Source organism: Mesorhizobium sp. M0048 (assembly GCF_040323405.1).
Lineage (GTDB): Bacteria > Pseudomonadota > Alphaproteobacteria > Rhizobiales > Rhizobiaceae > Mesorhizobium.
On sequence record NZ_JAMYUV010000007.1, the window covers coordinates 188,186 to 207,821 of the forward strand.

Here is a 19,636-nt window from a genome sequence, read left to right on the forward strand (position 1 = left end):
ATACAGATTTGCCCAGACAAGGCAAATCGCAAAGCCACCCGAAGCAACCTTTGGATCGGACGCCGTAGCGCTGGCGATCAGACGCCCGCTACCGCGCAGAGGCTTGTCATTCTGGCAATGGCAAGCGCGGGGTCGGCCAGCAACCCTGCCTGGTCGGCAAGGCGAAAGACATCGGAATAGTGGCGGATGCCGCGCGCCGATTGCATGCCGCCGATCATCGAAAAATGCTCCTGGTGGCCGTTCAGCCATGCCATGAAGACGATGCCGGCCTTGTAATATTCGGTCGGCGCCTCGAAGATTTTGCGCGACAGCGGCACTGTCGGGGCCATCAGCGCGTCGTAGCCGGCGCGGTCGCCGTCGGCCAGCTTTGCCAGCGCTGCATTGGCGACCGGCGCGATCGCATCGAAAATGCCGAGCAGCGCGTGCGAATGTCTGTCGCCGTTGCCGGCGATCAGCTCGGGGTAATTGAAGTCGTCGCCGGTGAACATCACCACGCCCTCGGGCAGCCGGTCCCTGAGCGCGATCTCCTTGCCGGCATCGAGCATCGATATCTTTATGCCCTCGACCGTGCCGGCGTGGCGTTCGATGATGGCGATCACCGTCTCGAGCGCAGTTTCGAAATCGCTGCTGCCCCAGTAGCCTTTCAGCGCCGGATCGAACACGTCGCCCAGCCAGTGCAGGATAACCTTGCCGGATGCCTGGGACAGGATGCGGTCGTAGACGCTGGCATAATCGTCGGGGCCTTTGGCGATCGCCGCAAGCGCGCGGCTGGCCATCATGATCACCTTGCCGCCAAGCCCTTCGATGAACCCGAACTGCTCCTCATAGGCCGCGATGACATCGTCGAGCGTGCTCGCCGCCCCCGGCGTCAGATGGTCGGTGCCTGCGCCTGACGCGAGAGTGGCGCCCTCGACGCTCCGCGCCTCGGCGATCGAGCGGCGGATCAATTCCCTGGCATTCACCCAGTCGAAGCCCATTCCGCGCTGCGAGGTATCCATCGCTTCGGCGACACGGAAGCCGAGCCGCCAGAGGTGATGGCGAAACGCCATCGTCTTGTCCCAGTCGACCGCGGGCCTCGACCATGGATTGGTCATGGCGAAAGGGTCGGCGACGACATGGGCCGCGGCGTAGGCGATACGCGAGAACCGCGCGCTGGCCACAGGCTGCACCGGCTGGCCGATAAGCCGGTAGAGGACGCGGCCGCCGCCTTCCCCGGGCAAGGTGATGTCCATGGCTCTCTCCTTCCCAGCGCCTATTAAATGGAACGTTCCAATAAATCAAGAGACTTTGCCGCCCTGCCTCGCGCAACCCAAATTGCTGCATCGCAGCAGGTGAAGCCGTATTTAGTAGACGATTGCACCCACTGAGCCGCACTTTTCTCGGGTTCGCAAAAACACGATTGACTCAAATGCCTCGCAGAGATTAGATCGTTCCAATAGAAATCGCATAAGAAACCTCCGGGAGGACAGATCTGGATGGCCAGCCGGGCCAAGGCAACGATACTCGACATCGCCCGTGAGGCGGGCGTGTCCAAATCGACGGTATCGCTGGTGTTGCAAGGCAGCCGGCTGATCCGGCCTGAGACCGCGCTCAAAGTGCGCAAGGCGATCGAGGATGTCGGCTATGTCTACAACCGCGGCGCCGCCAATCTGCGCAAGGCCCATTCCAACGTCATCGGCATGGTCATCAACGATCTTACCAATCCCTTTTTCGCCGAGATGGCGGTCGGCATGGAGCGCGTCTTCCAGTCGGCCGGCATCGTGCCTTTCATCGCCAACACGGCGGAGAGCCCGGTGCGCCAGGAAGAGGTTCTGAAATCGCTGATGGAGCAGGGTGTCGCCGGGCTCGTCGTGTCGCCGGCGCGCGGCACCACGCCTGGCGCGTTCCGCCGCCTTGAGACCGGAGGCGTTCCGGTCGTTTTCGTCATGCGCCGCCTCCCCGAAAGCCGCATCCCGGTGATCACGCCCGACAATCATCGCGGCGCCTATCTTGCCACCGCCCATCTGATCGGCAAGGGCCACCGCCGGCTGGCCTTCTTCGGCGGCTCGTCCGACCTTGTCGTCTATCACGAGCGGCTGGGCGGCTTTCGCGAGGCCTGTGAAGCGCTCGGCATCGCACCAGCCGACAGGCTGGTCTTCGAGGGCGAAACCAGCCGCAAGGGCGGCATTGCCTGCCTGGAAACCGCGCTCGCCATGGCCGCGCCGCCGACCGCGGCCCTTTGCTTCAACGATGCGGTCGCCTTCGGCGTCTTGCTGGCGCTGCGCAAGCGCGGCCTTGAGCCCGGCGCGGACTTTGCCGTCGTCGGCTTCGACGACGTCGCCGAGGCCGAGCACTACATGCCGGCGCTGACCAGCGTCGCGGTGAACACCGCCGGCCTCGGCGAGCGCGCCGCCCATGTCGTGCTGAAGATGATCCAATCGCGCACCACGCGCGCCGAGGATCATATCGGCGCCGTCAACCTCGTGGTCAGGGAAAGCTGCGGCCCCGATCGCAAGGAGCATGGCTGCGCAGGAATGGGAGACGCGGCATGACCGTCAGTTGGGGGCTGATCGGCGCCAGCACGATCGCAAGACAGTTCATGATCGGCGCCATCCGCGCGCAGCCGGACGGCGAGATCGCCGCAGTGATGAGCTCCAGCCCGGAGCGGGCTACCACCTATGCTCGGGAAAACCGCATTCCGGCGGCGGTCTCGACGCTTGATGAATTGCTCGGCTCTGACATCGACGCCGTCTACATCTCGACCACCAACGAATTGCATCTCGAACAGACACTCGCCGCCATCGAGGCGGGAAAGCATGTGCTTTGCGAAAAGCCGCTGGCGCTGACCAGCGCCGACGCCCGCAAGATGGTCACAGCGGCCAGGGCCGCCGGCGTCGTGCTCGGCACCAATCACCATCTGCGCAATGCGGGCTCGCACCGGGCGATGCGCGAAGCGATCGCTGCCGGCCGCATCGGCAGGCCGATCGCCGCGCGCGTCTTCCACTCCGTCTATCTGCCGGAAAACCTGCAGGGCTGGCGCATCACCAGGCCGGACGCGGGCGGCGGCGTGGTGCTCGATATCACCGTCCACGATGCCGACACGCTGCGCTTCGTGCTCGGCGACGATCCGGTCGAGATCTCGGCGTTCACGCAATCGGCCGGCATGGCCGCCGGCGGGCTGGAAGACGGCGCCATGTGCCTCTGGCGTTTCGCATCGGGCGTCATCGCCCAGTCGCATGAGGGCTTCACCACCAGATTCGCCGGCACCGGCTTCGAGGTGCATGGCAGCGAAGGCTCGCTGATCGCCAGGGATGTGATGACGCAGAAGCCGGTCGGCTCGGTGTTGCTGCGCACGGCACAGGGCGAGGAGGAATTGAGCTTCGACCGCGAAGATCTCTATGCCCGTTCGCTGCACCAATTCCACGCCGCAATCCGTGGCGAGGGCCAGCCTTCCGCCACCGGCGAAGACGGCGTCTGGTCGCTGACATCAGCCGAAGCGGCATTGCAGTCGGCCAGGTCCGGCAAGGCCGTTGCCATCGACCCGAAGCTCGGGAGTGCTGGATGAGCAAGCTCGTTTCCGCGGCTGAGGCTGCCGGCCTGATCAGGGATGGCGTGGTCGTTTCCGTGTCGTCGTCGAGCGGCCTCGGCTGCCCGGATGCGGTGCTTGCCGCGATCGGCGAGCGCTTCGACGCCGAAGGCCATCCCAAGGACATCACGACACTGCACCCGATCGCCGCCGGTGACATGTACGGCATCAAGGGCATCGATCACTTAGCCAAGCCCGGCCTGTTGAAGCGCACTTTGTGCGGCTCCTATCCATCCGGGCCGTCATCTTCCGAACCACCGCAGATCTGGAAGATGATCGGCGACAATTCGGTCGCTGCTTACAACGTGCCGTCCGGCATCCTGTTCGACATGCATCGCGAAGCCGCCGCCAAGCGTCCCGGCGTGCTGACCAAGGTCGGGCTCGACACCTTCGCCGACCCGCGCCACCAGGGCTGCGCCATGAATGCTGCCGCCAGCGAGCCGATCGTTTCGGTGCAGCAGTTCGATGGCGAGGAGTGGCTCTATTTCCGCTCGATCGTGCCGCAGGTGGCGATCATCCGCGCCACCACCGCCGATGAGCGCGGCAACCTCACCTATGAGCATGAAGGTGCTTATCTCGGCGGCCTTGAACAGGCGCTGGCCGCCCGCAACAATGGCGGCATCGTCATCGCGCAGGTCAAGCGCGTCGTCGAGAACGGCACGCTGAAGCCACACGATGTACGAGTGCCCGGCGTGCTGGTCGATCATATCGTCGTGGCGCCCGACCAGTTGCAGACGACGCTGACGCCCTACGATCCGGCCATCTCCGGCGAGATTTTCCGGCCGCTGTCGAGCTTCCGCAACGCCGAGATGAACGTCCAGAAGGTCATCGCCCGCCGCGTCGCCATGGAGCTTGCCGACGGCATGGCGGTCAATATCGGCTTCGGCATCTCGGCCAATGTGCCGCGCATCCTGATCGAGGAAGGCCAGCACGGCAAGGTCACCTGGGTCATCGAGCAGGGTGCGGTCGGCGGCGTGCCGCTGCTCGACTTCAAGTTCGGCTGCTCGTCGAATGCCGACGCCTTCATGCCCTCTCCGCACCAGTTCATCTATTTCCAGGCCGGCGGCTTCGACGCCTCGCTGCTGTCCTTCCTGCAGATCGACCGCCATGGCTCTGTCAACGTCTCGAAGCTTTCGGCGCGGCCCCACGTCACCGCCGGCGCCGGCGGCTTCGTCGACATCACCGCGCGAGCGAAGAAGATCGTCTTTTCCGGTTTCTTCAACGCCGGCGCCAAGCTGTCGCTTGCCGGTGACGGCATCCGCATCGACCAGGAGGGCAAGGTCAAGAAAGTCGTCGACGAGGTCGAGCATATCTCCTTCTCGGGCAAGCGTGCCGTCGCGCAGGGACAGGATATCACCTATGTCACCGAGCGTTGCGTGATGAAGCTGACGCCGGCGGGGCTGATGGTGACCGAGTTGGCGCCGGGCATCGATCTCGAGCGCGATGTGCTGGCGCAGGCCGAGATCCCGCTCGCCGTCGCCAACGAGCTGCAAGTGACGCCGGATGCGCTCTACCGGGACCGGCCGATCGGCCTGTCGCTCAATGGCGGCGCGTCGCTTGGAGGCGCACATGGCTGAGCGTCTGGTAACCTTTGAAACCGACGGCGCCATATGCATTGTCACGCTGCGCCGGCCGGAGAAATTCAACGCGCTCGATATTCCGATGCTGCGGGGGTTGGAAGCAGCGCTCGACGAAGCCGAGGCGGCGCAGACCGTCCGCGTCGTGCTGATCTGCGGCGAAGGCAAGGGCTTTTGCGCCGGCGGCGATGTCGAGGCTTGGGCAGAAATGAGCGCCGCCGATTTCCAGGTGCAATGGGTGCGCTACGGCCATCGCGTCTTTGATCGGCTGGCGCGGCTGCGGCAGCCGACGATCGCCGTGCTTGCCGGCCATGCGCTGGGCGGCGGGCTGGAACTGGCGGCGGCTGCGGACTTCCGCGTGGCGGAAACACAGGTGAAGCTGGGGTTCCCCGAAACCTCGATCGGCGTCGTTCCCGGCTGGTCCGGCACCCAGCGCGCCGTGCGCCGCTTCGGCGCACAGGCAGTGCGGCGGATGGCGCTCGGCGGCGAAGTGTTTCTGGCTACCGAGGCTCTTGCTCTGGGGATTGTCGACCGGGTGGTCGAGACCGGTAAGGCGTTCGCCGAAGCCAAGGCCTGGGCCGGCAAGATCGCCGAGCGCGGGCCACTCGCGACCGAGGCCGCCAAGCTGATGATTGCCATTGCGGAAAGCGAGGAGAGTGCTGCCGCGACCGAAGCGCTGGCCAGCGGCTTCATCGCGCTGACAAGCGATCTCAGGACCGGCGTCGAGGCTTTCAGCGCCAAGCAGAAACCGGCCTTCTCAAGATCTTAGGAACCTGAAACTCACATGAACGCACCTCTCAACATCGCCATGCCCGCCGAGGCAGCCGCAGCGCCGAAAAGCTACCGGCTGCTGATCGACGGCAAGTTCGTGGACGCTCGGGACGGCCGCACGCTGGGGCGCAGCAGCCCCGGCCACGGCTTCACCGTCTCGCGCTATGCACAGGCCGGCGCGGCGGACGTCGAGGCTGCGGTACAGGCCGCGCACAGGGCCTTCGAGACCGGCCCGTGGCCGCGCATGAAGGCCGCCGAGCGCGCCGCGATCCTGCTCAAGGCTGCTGACCTGATCGAGGCGCGGCTGGACGAGATTGCCCGGCTCGACGCGCTGGAATCCGGCAAGCCGATTGCCCAGGCGCGCGGCGAGATCGGCGGCGCCGTCGATATCTGGCGCTATGCCGCGGCACTTGCCCGCACGCTTCACGGCGAAAGCTACGCCAATCTCGGCGACGCCATGCTCGGCGTCGTGCTGCGCGAACCGATCGGCGTCGTCTCCATCATCACACCGTGGAATTTCCCGTTCCTTATCGTCAGCCAGAAACTGCCCTTCGCGCTCGCCGCCGGCTGCACGGCGGTGATCAAGCCGAGCGAGATGACCTCGGCCTCGACTTTCGTGCTCGGCGAGATCCTGATGCAGGCCGGCCTGCCGGATGGCGTCGTCAACATCCTTGCCGGTCTGGGCGCCGATATCGGCGCACCGATGGTCAGCCACCCGCTGGTCGAGATGGTGTCGTTCACCGGCTCCACCCGGGTCGGCAGGATGACCATGGCGTCTGCCGCCAACTCGCTGAAGAAAGTCTCGATGGAGCTCGGCGGCAAGAACGGCCAGATCGTCTTTCCCGATGCCGACCTCGATGCCGCCGCCGACGCGGCGGTATTCGGCGGCTTCTTCAACGCCGGCGAATGCTGCAATGCCGGCAGCCGGCTAATCGTCCATGAGGCGATCGCCGATGAGTTCCTCGGCGCCGTCAAAGCCCTCACCGCCAAGGTGACTGTTGGCGACCCGCTCGACGACCGCACCAAGGTCGGCGCGATGATCTCCGCCGACCACATGGCCAAGGTCACCGGCTACGTGACGGCAGCGGAAAACGGCGGCGGCCGGATCTATAGCGGCGGCAAGCAGCTTGCTGCGAGCGCCGGCCAGTATCTTGATCCAACCATCGTTCGCGACGTCACCGAAGACATGGCCATTGCGCGCGAGGAAGTGTTCGGTCCGGTGCTCTCGGTGCTGACTTTTGAATCGATTGAAAGGGCGTTGCACATCGCCAACAACACGCCCTATGGTCTGTCGGCGGGCGTGTGGAGCGCCAGCATCGATACCTGCATGTCGGTGGCGCGGAATGTGCGTTCGGGAACTGTTTGGGTGAACACGTTCATGGAAGGTTATCCCGAACTGCCTTTCGGCGGCTACAAGCAGTCCGGTCTGGGACGCGAACTCGGCAAGCGCGCCGTCGAGGATTATACCGAGGAAAAGACAATCCAGTTTCATCGCGGCCAGCGCACCGGATGGTGGGTCGGCTGAGTTGGGAAGAACCCGGTGGCCATCCGCCGGTCGTTGTAAGTTCAACAAGGGAGGAAGTACATGTTGCGCAAACTGCTTATCGGGACGGGTCTCGCAGCGGGCGTTGCGTTCGCGGCCCATGCCGAGGACGTCAAGGAAGTCCAGATGCTGCATTGGTGGACGTCGGGCGGCGAAGCTGCCGCTCTGAACGTGCTCAAGCAAGATCTGGCCAAGGAAGGCTTTGCCTGGAAGGACGTGCCGGTGGCCGGCGGTGGCGGCGACGCCGCCATGACCGCGCTGAAGGCGATGGTGGCGGCCGGCAACTACCCGACCGCCTCGCAGATGCTTGGCTATACCGTGCTCGACTACGCCGCGGCCGGCGTCATGGGCGACCTGACCGAGACGGCGATAAAGGAAGGCTGGGACAAGTCCGTTCCCGCCGCCCTGCAGAAATTCTCCGTCTATGACGGCAAGTGGGTCGCGGCTCCGGTCAACGTCCACTCGGTCAACTGGCTGTGGATCAACAAGGCGGTGATGGACAAGATCGGCGGCACCGAGCCCAAGACCTTCGACGACTTCATCGCGCTGCTCGACAAGGCCAAGGCGGCGGGCGTCATCCCGCTCGCGCTGGGCGGCCAGAACTGGCAGGAAGCGACCATGTTCGACTCGGTCGTGCTGTCGACCGGCGGGCCTGAGTTCTACAAGAAGGCCTTCAACGACCTCGACGAGGAATCCCTCAAGTCCGACACGATGAAGAAGTCGTTCGACAACCTCGCCAAGCTCGTCACCTATGTCGACCCGAACTTCTCGGGCCGTGACTGGAACCTCGCCACCGCCATGGTCATCAAGGGTGATGCGCTGGTGCAGGTGATGGGTGACTGGGCCAAGGGCGAATTCAACGCCGCCAAAAAGGTCCCGGGCACCGACTTTCTCTGCTATCGCTTCCCGGGCACCGACGGCAGCGTGATCTACAACTCCGACATGTTCGGCATGTTCAAGGTTCCGGAAGACCGCAAGGCCGCCCAGATCGCTCTGGCCACCGCAACTCTGTCGAAGAGCTTCCAGTCGGCCTTCAACGTCGTCAAGGGCTCGGTCCCGGCCCGCACCGACGTGCCGGACACCGACTTCGACGCATGCGGCAAGAAGGGCATGGCCGATTTGAAGGCCGCCAATGAAGGCGGCACGCTGTTCGGCTCGCTGGCGCAAGGCTACGGCGCCCCTCCGGCGGTTGCCAACGCCTACAAGGATGTCGTCTCGAAGTTCGTCCACGGCCAGATCAAGACCTCGGACGAGGCGGTGACCCAACTGGTCAGTGCGATCGAAGACGCCAAGTAAGCACGCGCCCATGTGAACGATCTCCCCGGCGCAAGCCGGGGAGATTCCCTGCGGAGGGGTTTTGCGGTTGCGCTGACCGGCACGCTTCGTGCCGCAGAGGCCGCGACGACAGAATTCCGGACCCGCGATACGGAATGGATCGATGAGCATAGTTGCTGAAACCAGTATCACGCTGACGCCGGAGCACGGTGCCCGTCCGGGCGCTTCGGTGCGCTCGCGCCTGCAGGATGCGCTGCCGAAGCTCGTGCTGGCGCCGAGCTTCGCCGCCACCATCGTCTTCGTCTACGGCTTCATCCTGTGGACGATCTATCTGTCCTTCACCAATTCCAAGACCTTTCCCTCCTATGCGATCACCGGGCCACGCGCCTATCAGCGGCTGTGGCGCTGGACTTTCGAAAGCGATCCGCCGTCCTCCTGGTACACCTCGATCACCAATATGGGGGTTTTCGGCTTCCTCTATATTTCCATCTGCCTGGCGCTCGGCCTGTTCCTGGCGATCCTGCTTGACCAGAAGATCCGCGGCGAAGGCATGTTGCGGCCGATCTATCTCTACCCGATGGCACTGTCCTTCATCGTCACCGGCGTTGCCTGGAAATGGTTTCTCGACCCCGGCCTCGGCCTCGAGCAGACGCTGCACCAATGGGGCTGGACGAGCTTCCATTTCGACTGGATCAAGAACAAGGACTTCGTCATCTACACTGTGGTCATCGCCGGTGTCTGGCAGGCGTCAGGCTTCATCATGGCGATGTTCCTGGCCGGCCTGCGCGGCATCGACGGCGAGATCCTGAAGGCGGCGCAGATCGACGGTGCCACCACCTTCCAGCTCTACCGTCGCATCGTCATCCCGCTGCTGCGGCCGATCTTCCTGTCCGCCTTGATCGTCCTCGCGCATCTCGCCATCAAGTCCTACGATCTGGTCGTCGCGCTGACCAGCGGCGGGCCGGGCGGCTCGGCCTGGCTGCCGTCGAACTTCATGTATGAGTACACCTTCAAGCGCAACGAAATGGCCGTCGGCTCGGCCAGCGCCGTGATCATGCTGATGACTATCACCGCGATCATCGTTCCCTATCTCTATTCCGAGCTTCGGGAGAAGCCGCGATGAGCGCCATAGCCACTCCTGCTCGCCAGAGCACAGGCGGTATCAGCGCCAGGACGGTCAACCGTATCGTCATCTACGGGCTGCTGGCGCTGTTTGCGCTGTTCTATCTGATGCCGCTGTTCGTCATGCTGGTGACCTCGTTCAAGACCATGGACGAGATCCAGAACGGCAACATGCTGGCGCTGCCGCAGGCGCCGACCTTCGCCCCTTGGATAAGGGCATGGAGCGAAGTCTGCTCGGGTCTCACCTGCGTCGGCATGAAGGGTTATTTCTGGAACTCGATCAAGATGGTGGTTCCGGCGGTCATTATCTCGACCCTGCTCGGCGCGCTCAACGGCTATGTGCTGACGAAGTGGCGCTTTCGCGGGGCGACGCTGGTGTTCGGGCTGATGCTGTTTGCCTGCTTCATCCCGTTCCAGTCCGTGCTCTTGCCGATGGCAACGATCCTCGGCAGCCTCGGCCGGTTCGGTGTCAAGCTGCAGAACGCGACCGGCTTCACCTTCGGCTTCGGCAATCCAACCGTGAACCTGGTGTTCGTTCACGTCGTCTACGGCATCGGCTTCACCACCCTGTTCTTCCGCAATTATTACGAAGCGTTTCCGAACGAGCTGGTGAAGGCGGCGCAGATCGACGGCGCCAGCTTCTTCCAGATCTTCCGGCGCATCATGCTGCCCAACTCGCTGCCGATCATCGTGGTGACGGTGATCTACCAGTTCACCAACATCTGGAACGACTTCCTCTTCGCCTCCGCATATGCCGGCTCAGGCGACGTGATGCCGATGACGGTGGCGCTGAACAACGTCGTCAACACCTCGACCGGCGTCGTCGAATACAACGTCAATATGGCGGCTGCGATGATCGCCGCGCTGCCGACGCTCCTCGTCTATGTGCTCGCCGGCCGCTATTTCGTGCGCGGCCTTATGGCCGGCGCCGTCAAAGGATAATCGCATGGCTTTTCTGGAAATTGACGGGCTGAAGAAGCGTTTCGGAGCGGTCGAGATCCTGAAAGGCATCGACCTCGACCTGGAAAAGGGCGGCTTCCTCGTGCTGGTCGGGCCTTCCGGTTGCGGCAAGTCCACGCTGCTCAACACCATTGCCGGCCTGGAAACCATCACCGAAGGGGAAATCCGCGTCGACGGACGCACGATCAACGATCTTCACCCCTCCAAGCGCGACATCGCCATGGTGTTCCAGAGCTACGCGCTCTATCCGAACATGACGGTGGCCGGGAATATTGCCTTCGGTATGGAGATGCGCGGCGTGCCGGCCGGCGAGCGCCAGAAGGCGATCGACAAGGTGGCGAAGGTCCTGCAGATCGGCCATTTGCTGAAGCGCAAGCCAAGCCAGCTCTCCGGCGGCCAGCGCCAGCGCGTCGCCATGGGCCGGGCGCTGGTGCGCGATCCAAAGCTGTTCCTGTTCGACGAGCCTTTGTCCAATCTCGATGCCAAGCTGCGTGTCGACATGCGCATCGAGATCAAGCGCCTGCACGCCACCACCGGCACCACCATCGTCTACGTCACCCACGACCAGATCGAGGCGATGACGCTGGCCACCAAGATCGCGGTGATGCGCGACGGCGAGGTGCAGCAGTTCGGCACGCCAGCCGAAATCTATAACAATCCGGTCAACCTGTTTGTTGCCGACTTCATGGGCTCGCCGGCGATGAACCTGATCCCGGCGACGATCGGCAGCAACGGCAGCGGCTTCTCCGTCGTCATGGAGCGCGAGGCGCGCCAGCCGATCTCGCTGCCGCTGGGCAATGCGCCGGCCGGCCTGTCGGCATTCCAGGGAAAACCGATCATCTTCGGCGTCCGCCCGGAAGCACTGACCGATCCCGAGGGTGCCGAACGCAACGCCGCGAACATCGCCCGCGCCGACTGTCACATCGAGGTCATCGAGCCGGCCGGCTCGGATACGTTCGCGGTCACCAATCTCGGCGGCAAGGCCGTGGTGGCGCGGCTGCGCGCCGATGCCAAAATCCAGCCCGGCACGGTTACGCCGCTCGCCTTCAACCTGACTAAGGCGGTGTTCTTCGATCCGGCGACCGAGAAACGCATCGTCTAACGGCCATGACAAATCCCGACATCGTCATCATCGGCTCCGGCATAGGCGGCGCCACGATCGCCTCCGGCCTTGCCGGCGGTGGCGCCTCGATCCTGATGCTGGAGCGCGGCGAACCACTGCCAGCAACGCCGCACACACGCGACACCCACGCGATCTTCGTCGACGGCCATTATCGGCCGAAGGAGCTGTGGCTCGAGGCCGGCGGAGCGCCTTTCAACCCGGGCAATTACTACTATGTCGGCGGCAATTCGAAATTCTACGGCGCGGTGCTGATCCGCTACCGCAGGGAAGACTTTTCGGAGATGGAGCACTATGGCGGCATCTCGCCGGCCTGGCCGTTTTCCTATGAGGAATTCGAACCCTGGTATTCCAGGGCCGAGCAGCTGTTCCGCGTGCGCGGTGCACTCGGCGAAGACCCGACCGAGCCATTCCACTCGATGCCCTACCCTTTCGGGCCGATACCCGACGAGCCGCCGATCGCGCGCGCCCGCGCCGAGCTCAGGAGCCTCGGCCTGCACCCGGCATCGCTGCCGCTCGGCGTCGACATCGAAGCCTGGCTGAAAGACGGCAGCACGCCGTGGGACGCGTTTCCCAACACCGGGACCGGCAAGGTCGACGCCCAAACGGGACCGCTGGCCGCCGCCCTTACCGACCAGAAGATCAAGCTCGAGACCGGCGCCCATGTCGAATATCTCGAGGCATCGCCGGATGCGAGGACGATCATCGCCGTCCATTATCGACAGAACGGTACGCTGAAGAAAGTCGCGCCGAAGCTGGTCATCCTATCGGCCGGCGCAGTCAATTCCGCCGCCATCCTGCTGCGCTCGCCCACCCCTCAGGGCAGAGGCGGTGGCAAAGGCCTGGCCAACCGCTCCGACCAGGTCGGCCGCAACTTCATGAACCACAATTCGAGCGCCATGCTGGCGATCGATCCACGCCGCCGGAACAAATCCGTCTACCAGAAGACGCTGATGCTGAACGATTATTATCTGTCCGACGGCAAGGGCGGCAAGCCGCTCGGCAATGTCCAGCTCCTCGGCAAGATCGACGGCAACATCCTCAAGGCCAATGTCAGGCGCGCGCCCAAATTCGCGCTCGATTTCATGGCTGGCCGCGCCGTCGACTGGTATCTGATGTGCGAGGACCTGCCCGATCCCGAGAGCCGCATCATGGTCGACGGCAAGGACATCGTCATGCAGTGGCGGCGCTCCAACATGCAGTCGCTCGACGGACTGACCAAGGTGATGCGCGAGAATTTCCGCGCCTGCGGCTATCCGATCGTGCTGTCGCGGCCGTTTGACAAGCGCACGCCCTCGCATCAGTGCGGCACGGTGAAGATGGGCAACGATCCAGCGACCTCGCCGCTCGACCCGTTCTGCCGCTCCTTCGACCACAGCAATTTGTTCGTCGTCGATGCCGGCTTCCTGCCGAATTCGGCCGCCGTCAATCCGGCGCTGTCGATCGCCGCACAGGCGCTGCGCGTCGCCGATCATATCCGCAAGACGGAGCTTGCAACATGAGCCGCCCCGCAGCGATCGTCACCGGCGGCGCGCGCGGCATCGGCCTTGCTTGCGCCGAGGCGCTGGCCGATGCAGGCTTCGACATCCTCGTCTCCGACCTTGCCGACGAAGCCGCCGACGGGCTCGCCGCCGACATCACCGGGCGCGGCGCGAAATTCGCCTATGTCAGTTGCGACATCGCCGACCTCGACGGCCATGCAGCGCTGATCGAGGCCGCGACAAGCGCCTTCGGCCGCATCGACTGCCTGGTCAACAATGCCGGCATCGGCGCCGTCCTGCGCGGCGATCTGCTCGAGCTCAAGCCGGAAAATTTCGACCGGGTGCTCGGCATCAATCTGCGCGGCACGGTGTTCCTCAGCCAGCACGTCGCCAAAGCGATGCTCGGCCTGCCGAGCGATGGTGCGAGATCGATCATCACCATCACCTCGGTCAGTGCCGCCATGGCCTCGCCGGAACGTGCTGATTACTGCATCTCCAAGGCCGGGCTTTCGATGTGGGTGAAGAACCTGGCACTGCGGCTTGCCGCCGAAAACATCGCCGTGTTCGAGGTGCGCCCGGGCATCATCCGCACCGACATGACCGCCGGTGTGACCGCCAAATATGACGGGCTGATCGACGGCGGGCTGGTGCCGGCGATGCGCTGGGGCAAGAGCGAAGATATCGGTGCAGCCGTGGCAGCACTCGCCGGTGGCAAGTTCGGCTTTTCGACCGGCTCGGTCATCAATGTCGACGGCGCGCTGTCGGTGCCGAGGCTATGAACAGGTGACGCCATGACCGACTACATCATCGTCGGCGCTGGCCCGGCCGGCTGCGTACTCGCCAACCGGCTGAGCGAAGATCCGTCGCATCAGGTGCTGCTGCTCGAAGCCGGCGGCAAGGACTGGCATCCGCTGATCCACATGCCGGCCGGTTTCGCCAAGATGACCAAGGGCATCGCCGCCTGGGGCTGGTCGACGGTGCCGCAAAAGCACATGCAGGACCGTGTCTTCCGATACACGCAGGCCAAGGTGATCGGCGGCGGCTCGTCGATCAACGCGCAGATCTACACGCGCGGCAACGCCCGCGACTACGACGCCTGGGAGAAGGAAGAAGGTCTTGCCGGCTGGGGCTATCGCGACGTGCTGCCCTATTTCAAACGCGCCGAGAACAATCAGCGTTATGCCAACGATTTTCACGGCGACCAGGGCCCGCTCGGCGTGTCGAACCCGATCGCGCCGCTGCCGATCTGCGAGGCCTATTTCCGTGCCGGACAGGAGATGGGCATCCCCTTCAATCCCGACTTCAACGGGGTAGCCCAGGAGGGCGTCGGTTACTATCAGCTGACGCAGAAGGACGCGAAGCGCTCCTCCGCCTCTGTCGCCTACCTCCGGCCGATCCGCGAGCGAAAGAATCTCACCGTCAGGACCGGCGTTCTGGTGACACGCATCGTCGTCGACAAGGGCCGCGCCGTCGGCGTCGAGATCGTCGACAGGCCGGGCGGCCAGCCAACGATCCTGCGCGCCGAGCGCGAGGTGATCGTCTCGTCCGGCGCTATCGGCTCGCCGAAGCTTCTGATGCAGTCGGGCATCGGCCCGGCCGACCATCTGAAGGCGGTCGGCGTGACACCGGTGCACGATCTGCCCGGCGTCGGCTCCAACCTGCAGGATCATCTCGACCTGTTCGTCATCGCCGAATGCACCGGCGATCACACCTACGACAACTACGCCAAGCTGCACTGGACGGCTTGGGCCGGCCTGCAGTATCTGCTCCTGAAGAAAGGCCCGGTGGCTTCCAGCCTGTTCGAGACCGGCGGCTTCTGGTACGCCGATCCGACCGCCGCCTCTCCCGACATCCAGCTGCATCTCGGCCTCGGCTCCGGCATCGAGGCCGGCGTCGAGAAGCTGAACAATCCGGGCGTGACATTGAACTCGGCCTTCCTGCGTCCGCACTCGCGCGGCACGGTGCGGCTGAACAGCGCCGATCCGGCCGACCGCCCGTTGATCGATCCGAACTATTGGTCCGATCCCTATGACCGCGATATGTCGATCAAGGGGCTGAGGCTGGCGCGCGAGATCATGCGGCAGAAGGCGCTGCAGCCCTATGTGCTGCGCGAGGTATTGCCGGGACCCGACCTGCAGAGCGGCGACGAGCTGTTCGACTACGCCTGCCGCAGTTCCAAGACCGACCACCACCCGGTCGGCACGTGCCGCATGGGCCACGATGCGATGAGCGTGGTAACGCCAGATCTCAGGCTGCGCGGTATCGAGGGCCTGCGCGTCTGCGACGCCTCGGTGATGCCGCGCATCCCCTCCTCCAACACCAATGCCCCGACGATCATGGTTGGCGAAAAAGGCGCCGATCTGATCCTTGGCCGCGAGCCGCTGCCGCCGGCGGTGTTTTCCACCAACCAAGCGGCATGAGGGACAAAGAATGATCAGGCACTGTGTCTTCGTCAGATTTCGCAACGATGTCGCCGACGCCGACCGCGCGGCAATCCATGCCGATCTCGAAGCGTTGCGGGCGGTGATCGACGGCATGGGCAAGGTCGAATTCAGCGCCAATACCAGCCCGGAACCCTTCGCCCGCGGATTCACGCACGGCTTCACCATCGACTTTCGCGACGCTGCGGCACGCGATGCCTATCTGGAGCATGAAGCGCATCAGCGAGCCGGCGCAAAACTGGTCGCGGCGCTCGAAGGCGGCACCGACGGGCTGATGGTGTTTGATCTGGAGATCGCGTGACTATCCCATTCTCAGCGCAACGACGCCGGCAACGATGCTAAGCACCGCGGCACCTCGCCATGCCGTCATCTTCTCGCCGAGCGCGAACACCGAGATCATCATGGCGAACAGGATCGATGTTTCGCGCAGCGACGCCACCGAGGCGATCGGCGCCTTGGTCATCGCCCACATCACGATCCAGTAGGCGCCGCCGCTGAGCACGCCGGTATAGATTCCGGGCTTCCAGTCGCGCGCCAGCACCGGCAGCGCCTGTGGTCCGCGAAAGACGACGCATAGCACCAGCGCCCACAGCGCATCGCAGACGAACAGCCAGGCGGCATAACTCGACGCGGTGGCGGCCAGCCGCGCGCCGCTGCCGTCCGACAGCGTGTAGCTGGCGATGAAGATCGATGTGCCCAGCGCGAAGCCGACGGCGCGCAGGTTCAATTTCTCCAGATGCGCGCCGCCGCGAAACGACAGCACCAGCGTGCCCGCCGACAACAAGAGGATGCCGAGAATGGCGAGCGGCGCCGGCATCTCGGCAACCACCACAACGCCCCCCAAAGCGGCCAGCAATGGCGCGGTGCCGCGCGCCAGCGGATAGGTCTGGGCGAAATCGCCGGCCTTGTAGGCGCCGATCAGGAACGTCCTGTAGCCCATGTGGAAGACAACCGAGGCGAGGATGTATGGCCACACTTCCGGCTTCGGCACCTCGACGAAAGGCAACGTCACCAGCGCAGCGGCACCCATGCCGAGCGTCATCAGTGTGATCGACAGGAAACGGTCGAGATGGACCTTGACCAGCGCGTTCCAGATCGCATGCATGGATGCGGCGGCGAGCACCGCGAAAAAGACAAACAGGCTCATCGGCGGTTCATCCGCCGCCCGTCCCGATGACGATCGGCGTCTCCAGGTCGATATCGACCCAGAGCGGAAAATGGTCGGAAGCGATTTGGCCGATATCGGCGCTGACCGAGCGCACGCGCCCGGCAAACATGCCGCCGACGAAGCAATGGTCGAGCCGGCGCTTTGCCAGCCTGCCATCGATAGTCTTCACATGGGTGTGGAAATCCGCTGTCGGTTCCATTGCGACGGCGGCGGCATCGACAAAACCGTCGAGATAGGCGGCACCGCGATGATAGGGCGCGCTGCCGACAATGCGCCGGTACTCGGCGCTATCCGGCTCCATGTTGAAGTCGCCCAACCAGATCGCCGCTACGGGGTTTTCTGGCTCCTGTTCGCCATTGCTCCAGTTGCGCGCCGGCTCGTCGTCGGCGCCGCTCCATGGACCGCCCTCGGACGGCGCGCTGCGATGCTCGGCGAGCAAATAGTCGATCTGCTCCAGCCGCTCCTCGGCCGCGATATGCGCCAGATGCAACGACAGCACCCGCACCGGACCGGCAGGGGCGCGGATCATGCATTCGAGTGCGGCATTGCGGGTGTTGAGCGGCCGCAGCGTGCGCCTGAGCGGCAGCGTATGCAGCCGCGACCAGACGATCGGAAGCTTCGACAGAACCATGGTGCCGAATTGCCGCCGCCGGTTGACGATGTGGCCTTCACGCCGGTGGCTGGCATCCATGTCGAAGGCCGGCCCGTAGACCCAATGATAGTCGGGCAGCAATTGCGAAAGAAGTTCCGGCTGGTCGTCCTCGTTGCTGCGCAACCAGTGCCGTTCCACCTCCTGCAAGGCGACGATGTCGGCGCCGGCCACGACCTTGGCACAACGCGCCAGGTCGTAGCGGCCATCGCTGCCGAAGCCGTACTGGATGTTATAGCTGACCAGCTTCATTGCTTATCCGGCTCAGTTTCCTGCTGGCAGTAGCCGTTCGCTGACAGCCTTGCAATGTGCAGCCGGGCGGAGGGAGCTTGGGCCAGATGCTAAGTGGTCAGCGGCTGGAACCGACCGGGCGGGGATGCTGCCAGTTCCGACCAGTCGATTTCTTCCTCAAGGCGGTGGTAGGCTTCGTCGCCGATCGTCCCGTCGATGCGCAAACGCTCCAGCGCATCACGCTGGCTCTTGATGGCGTAAAGACGCAATCTGTCATACTCGGTCGCCGCCTGGGCATCCTCCGGGTTTTCGGCGATGGCGCGCTGGGCGGCATATTGCTCTCGCACCGCCCCGGCCGCGCTCGATGTCTTGCCGCTGAGCACGTCCAGCGCCGCCTGCATGATGGCGACGCGCGCCTGCGCCACCTCCCGGTCGACCGTCCGGTCGAGGTCGAGATTGAGCAGAAGCAGCAACGGTTTCAGGCTGACGCCTTGCAGCACCAATGTGCCGAGCACGACCGTGAAGGCGGCGAGCACGATCGGATCACGGCCCGGAAAGTCGGCCGGCAAGGCGAAGGCTGCCGCAAGCGTCACCAGGCCACGCATGCCGCACCAGCCGATGAGCACGCCGCCGCGCAATGTCGGTGCGTCCTTCCGCCTGTCCTCGTCGCCCAGACGTGCCAGCGCTCTGAGGATCGCGCCGCAGCCCAGCACCCAGACGAGCCGCGATACGATGACAATGGCCAGCACCGCCAGGGCAAAGACGAACGCCTCGCTTTGTCCTTGCTCGGCAAGTCGACCGACAATCGATCGCGCTTGCAGGCCCATCAGGACGAAGGCCAGGACGTTGAGCACGAACACCGCCGTCTCCCAGACCGAGTAGGAACTGACACGATTCCTTGCCGGCATGCGGCGCGGCGATGTACGGGCGATCGTCATGGCATAGACGACGATCGTGATGATGGCGGACAGCCCTATCCTGTCGGCCAGGATCCAGACGCCAAAGGTTGAGGCGAATTGCACCACGGTGCCGCTCGCCGGGTCGTCGATACGGCCGAGTATGGCGAGAGACAACCGGCCGAGCACATAGCCTGCGGCAAGGCTGCCGACCGTCGACAGCAGGATCATTGGTACGGCACTGCTCAACAGGATGGAGCCGGCGGCTGCGGAAACCGACATTCGGTAGATCAGCAGTGCCGTCGCGTCATTGAGAAGGCTCTCGCCTTCCAGGATGGCGGTGATGCGGTGCGGTACCTTGAACTGCCCGAGCACGGCCGCCGCTGCCACCGCATCGGGCGGCGCCACAATCGCGCCAAGCGCTATGGCGGCGGCGACGGGCAGGCCTGCCATCGTCCAGCCCACCAGAGCGACCGCCACCGTGGTGAAGATGACGGCGCCAAGCGCCAGCAGGATGAGTGAAACCTTGTAGCGGTTGAGATCGCGCAGCGACGTGTCGTAGGCCGCGTCGAGCAGAACCGGCGCGATGAACAGAGCGAGCGCCAGCTCCGGGTCGATCTCGATGGTCGGGGCAAACGGCAGGAAGGCGATGCCAGCGCCGGCCAGCGCCAACAATGAAGGATAGGGAATCTGCAGACGCCGCGACAGCGCGGTCAGGACGACCGCGATGAGAAGCAGGACAAGGGTGAGTTCAAAAAGCGCCATGCCTTATCGTAGCGGTGAAGCCGGGCGATTGGCACTGCAAAAACGGCAACGGCTTTGGCTGCTCGTGAATGG

General features: G+C 64.4%; 17 protein-coding genes. 13 read left to right on the forward strand and 4 right to left on the reverse strand.

All coding sequences use genetic code 11. The features are described from left to right. Positions 1 to 77: 77 nt before the first annotated feature. The gene (locus NKJ84_RS10255; RefSeq protein ID WP_352506350.1) at positions 78 to 1,232 is read right to left on the reverse strand and encodes a dihydrodipicolinate synthase family protein; all 1,155 of its coding nucleotides are present in this window, start codon (positions 1,230 to 1,232) and stop codon (positions 78 to 80) included. A 243-nt stretch (positions 1,233 to 1,475) separates the two neighbouring features. Here NKJ84_RS10255 and NKJ84_RS10260 point away from each other — a divergent pair, with 243 nt between their 5' ends. The 13 genes from NKJ84_RS10260 to NKJ84_RS10320 all read left to right on the forward strand — a co-directional run bounded on the left by NKJ84_RS10260 (position 1,476) and on the right by NKJ84_RS10320 (position 16,156). Continuing rightward, positions 1,476 to 2,531, forward strand: coding sequence for a LacI family DNA-binding transcriptional regulator (locus NKJ84_RS10260; RefSeq protein ID WP_352506351.1), 1,056 nt, complete (start codon positions 1,476 to 1,478; stop codon positions 2,529 to 2,531). Continuing rightward, positions 2,528 to 3,544 (forward strand): Gfo/Idh/MocA family protein, encoded by a 1,017-nt coding sequence (locus NKJ84_RS10265; RefSeq protein ID WP_352506352.1) that lies wholly within the window; start codon positions 2,528 to 2,530, stop codon positions 3,542 to 3,544. Before NKJ84_RS10260 ends, NKJ84_RS10265 begins: the two co-directional genes overlap by 4 nt. Next, positions 3,541 to 5,142, forward strand: a complete 1,602-nt coding sequence (locus NKJ84_RS10270) for an acyl CoA:acetate/3-ketoacid CoA transferase (RefSeq protein ID WP_352506353.1) — start codon at positions 3,541 to 3,543, stop codon at positions 5,140 to 5,142. The genes NKJ84_RS10265 and NKJ84_RS10270 overlap by 4 nt, the downstream gene beginning before the upstream one ends. Beyond that, positions 5,135 to 5,911, forward strand: coding sequence for an enoyl-CoA hydratase/isomerase family protein (locus NKJ84_RS10275; RefSeq protein WP_352506354.1), 777 nt, complete (start codon positions 5,135 to 5,137; stop codon positions 5,909 to 5,911). The genes NKJ84_RS10270 and NKJ84_RS10275 overlap by 8 nt, the downstream gene beginning before the upstream one ends. Positions 5,912 to 5,926: 15 nt before the next feature. Then, the gene (locus NKJ84_RS10280) at positions 5,927 to 7,438 is read left to right on the forward strand and encodes an aldehyde dehydrogenase family protein (RefSeq protein ID WP_352506355.1); all 1,512 of its coding nucleotides are present in this window, start codon (positions 5,927 to 5,929) and stop codon (positions 7,436 to 7,438) included. Between the two features lie 60 nt (positions 7,439 to 7,498). Next, a complete protein-coding gene (locus NKJ84_RS10285) occupies positions 7,499 to 8,752 on the forward strand; it encodes an ABC transporter substrate-binding protein (protein WP_352506356.1) in 1,254 nt (417 codons plus the stop codon). A gap of 142 nt (positions 8,753 to 8,894) precedes the next feature. Beyond that, complete coding sequence (locus NKJ84_RS10290; RefSeq protein WP_352506357.1) at positions 8,895 to 9,854, forward strand: carbohydrate ABC transporter permease; 960 nt, start codon at positions 8,895 to 8,897, stop codon at positions 9,852 to 9,854. Then, positions 9,851 to 10,795, forward strand: coding sequence for a carbohydrate ABC transporter permease (locus NKJ84_RS10295; protein WP_254816905.1), 945 nt, complete (start codon positions 9,851 to 9,853; stop codon positions 10,793 to 10,795). The genes NKJ84_RS10290 and NKJ84_RS10295 overlap by 4 nt, the downstream gene beginning before the upstream one ends. A 4-nt stretch (positions 10,796 to 10,799) precedes the next feature. Continuing rightward, on the forward strand, positions 10,800 to 11,915 hold the full coding sequence (locus NKJ84_RS10300; protein WP_352506358.1) for an ABC transporter ATP-binding protein: 1,116 nt from the start codon (positions 10,800 to 10,802) through the stop codon (positions 11,913 to 11,915). 5 nt (positions 11,916 to 11,920) lie between these two features. After that, positions 11,921 to 13,435, forward strand: coding sequence for a GMC oxidoreductase (locus tag NKJ84_RS10305; RefSeq protein WP_352506359.1), 1,515 nt, complete (start codon positions 11,921 to 11,923; stop codon positions 13,433 to 13,435). Next, positions 13,432 to 14,193, forward strand: a complete 762-nt coding sequence (locus NKJ84_RS10310) for a 3-ketoacyl-ACP reductase (RefSeq protein ID WP_352506360.1) — start codon at positions 13,432 to 13,434, stop codon at positions 14,191 to 14,193. Before NKJ84_RS10305 ends, NKJ84_RS10310 begins: the two co-directional genes overlap by 4 nt. Before the next feature lie 12 nt (positions 14,194 to 14,205). Continuing rightward, positions 14,206 to 15,834, forward strand: coding sequence for a GMC family oxidoreductase (locus NKJ84_RS10315; protein WP_352506361.1), 1,629 nt, complete (start codon positions 14,206 to 14,208; stop codon positions 15,832 to 15,834). 10 nt (positions 15,835 to 15,844) lie between these two features. Then, positions 15,845 to 16,156, forward strand: a complete 312-nt coding sequence (locus tag NKJ84_RS10320) for a Dabb family protein (protein WP_352506362.1) — start codon at positions 15,845 to 15,847, stop codon at positions 16,154 to 16,156. Here the strand turns inward: NKJ84_RS10320 and NKJ84_RS10325 are convergent, their stop codons facing one another. The 3 genes from NKJ84_RS10325 to NKJ84_RS10335 all read right to left on the reverse strand — a co-directional run bounded on the left by NKJ84_RS10325 (position 16,157) and on the right by NKJ84_RS10335 (position 19,564). Then, positions 16,157 to 17,002, reverse strand: a complete 846-nt coding sequence (locus NKJ84_RS10325; protein WP_352506363.1) for an EamA family transporter — start codon at positions 17,000 to 17,002, stop codon at positions 16,157 to 16,159. A gap of 7 nt (positions 17,003 to 17,009) precedes the next feature. Then, the gene (locus NKJ84_RS10330) at positions 17,010 to 17,924 is read right to left on the reverse strand and encodes an endonuclease/exonuclease/phosphatase family protein (RefSeq protein ID WP_352506364.1); all 915 of its coding nucleotides are present in this window, start codon (positions 17,922 to 17,924) and stop codon (positions 17,010 to 17,012) included. Between the two features lie 89 nt (positions 17,925 to 18,013). Then, entirely contained in the window at positions 18,014 to 19,564 is a 1,551-nt protein-coding gene (locus NKJ84_RS10335; RefSeq protein ID WP_352506365.1) for a cation:proton antiporter, read from the reverse strand. Positions 19,565 to 19,636: the final 72 nt, after the last annotated feature.

Excerpts from the sequence above, each read along its gene's own strand:
- NKJ84_RS10255 (WP_352506350.1), bottom strand. The coding sequence starts at position 1,232 with ATGGACATCACCTTGCCCGGGGAAGGCGGCGGCCGCGTCCTCTACCGG.
- NKJ84_RS10260 (WP_352506351.1), top strand. The coding sequence starts at position 1,476 with ATGGCCAGCCGGGCCAAGGCAACGATACTCGACATCGCCCGTGAGGCG.
- NKJ84_RS10265 (WP_352506352.1), top strand. The coding sequence starts at position 2,528 with ATGACCGTCAGTTGGGGGCTGATCGGCGCCAGCACGATCGCAAGACAG.
- NKJ84_RS10270 (WP_352506353.1), top strand. The coding sequence starts at position 3,541 with ATGAGCAAGCTCGTTTCCGCGGCTGAGGCTGCCGGCCTGATCAGGGAT.
- NKJ84_RS10275 (WP_352506354.1), top strand. The coding sequence starts at position 5,135 with ATGGCTGAGCGTCTGGTAACCTTTGAAACCGACGGCGCCATATGCATT.
- NKJ84_RS10280 (WP_352506355.1), top strand. The coding sequence starts at position 5,927 with ATGAACGCACCTCTCAACATCGCCATGCCCGCCGAGGCAGCCGCAGCG.
- NKJ84_RS10285 (WP_352506356.1), top strand. The coding sequence starts at position 7,499 with ATGTTGCGCAAACTGCTTATCGGGACGGGTCTCGCAGCGGGCGTTGCG.
- NKJ84_RS10290 (WP_352506357.1), top strand. The coding sequence starts at position 8,895 with ATGAGCATAGTTGCTGAAACCAGTATCACGCTGACGCCGGAGCACGGT.
- NKJ84_RS10295 (WP_254816905.1), top strand. The coding sequence starts at position 9,851 with ATGAGCGCCATAGCCACTCCTGCTCGCCAGAGCACAGGCGGTATCAGC.
- NKJ84_RS10300 (WP_352506358.1), top strand. The coding sequence starts at position 10,800 with ATGGCTTTTCTGGAAATTGACGGGCTGAAGAAGCGTTTCGGAGCGGTC.
- NKJ84_RS10305 (WP_352506359.1), top strand. The coding sequence starts at position 11,921 with ATGACAAATCCCGACATCGTCATCATCGGCTCCGGCATAGGCGGCGCC.
- NKJ84_RS10310 (WP_352506360.1), top strand. The coding sequence starts at position 13,432 with ATGAGCCGCCCCGCAGCGATCGTCACCGGCGGCGCGCGCGGCATCGGC.
- NKJ84_RS10315 (WP_352506361.1), top strand. The coding sequence starts at position 14,206 with ATGACCGACTACATCATCGTCGGCGCTGGCCCGGCCGGCTGCGTACTC.
- NKJ84_RS10320 (WP_352506362.1), top strand. The coding sequence starts at position 15,845 with ATGATCAGGCACTGTGTCTTCGTCAGATTTCGCAACGATGTCGCCGAC.
- NKJ84_RS10325 (WP_352506363.1), bottom strand. The coding sequence starts at position 17,002 with ATGAGCCTGTTTGTCTTTTTCGCGGTGCTCGCCGCCGCATCCATGCAT.
- NKJ84_RS10330 (WP_352506364.1), bottom strand. The coding sequence starts at position 17,924 with ATGAAGCTGGTCAGCTATAACATCCAGTACGGCTTCGGCAGCGATGGC.
- NKJ84_RS10335 (WP_352506365.1), bottom strand. The coding sequence starts at position 19,564 with ATGGCGCTTTTTGAACTCACCCTTGTCCTGCTTCTCATCGCGGTCGTC.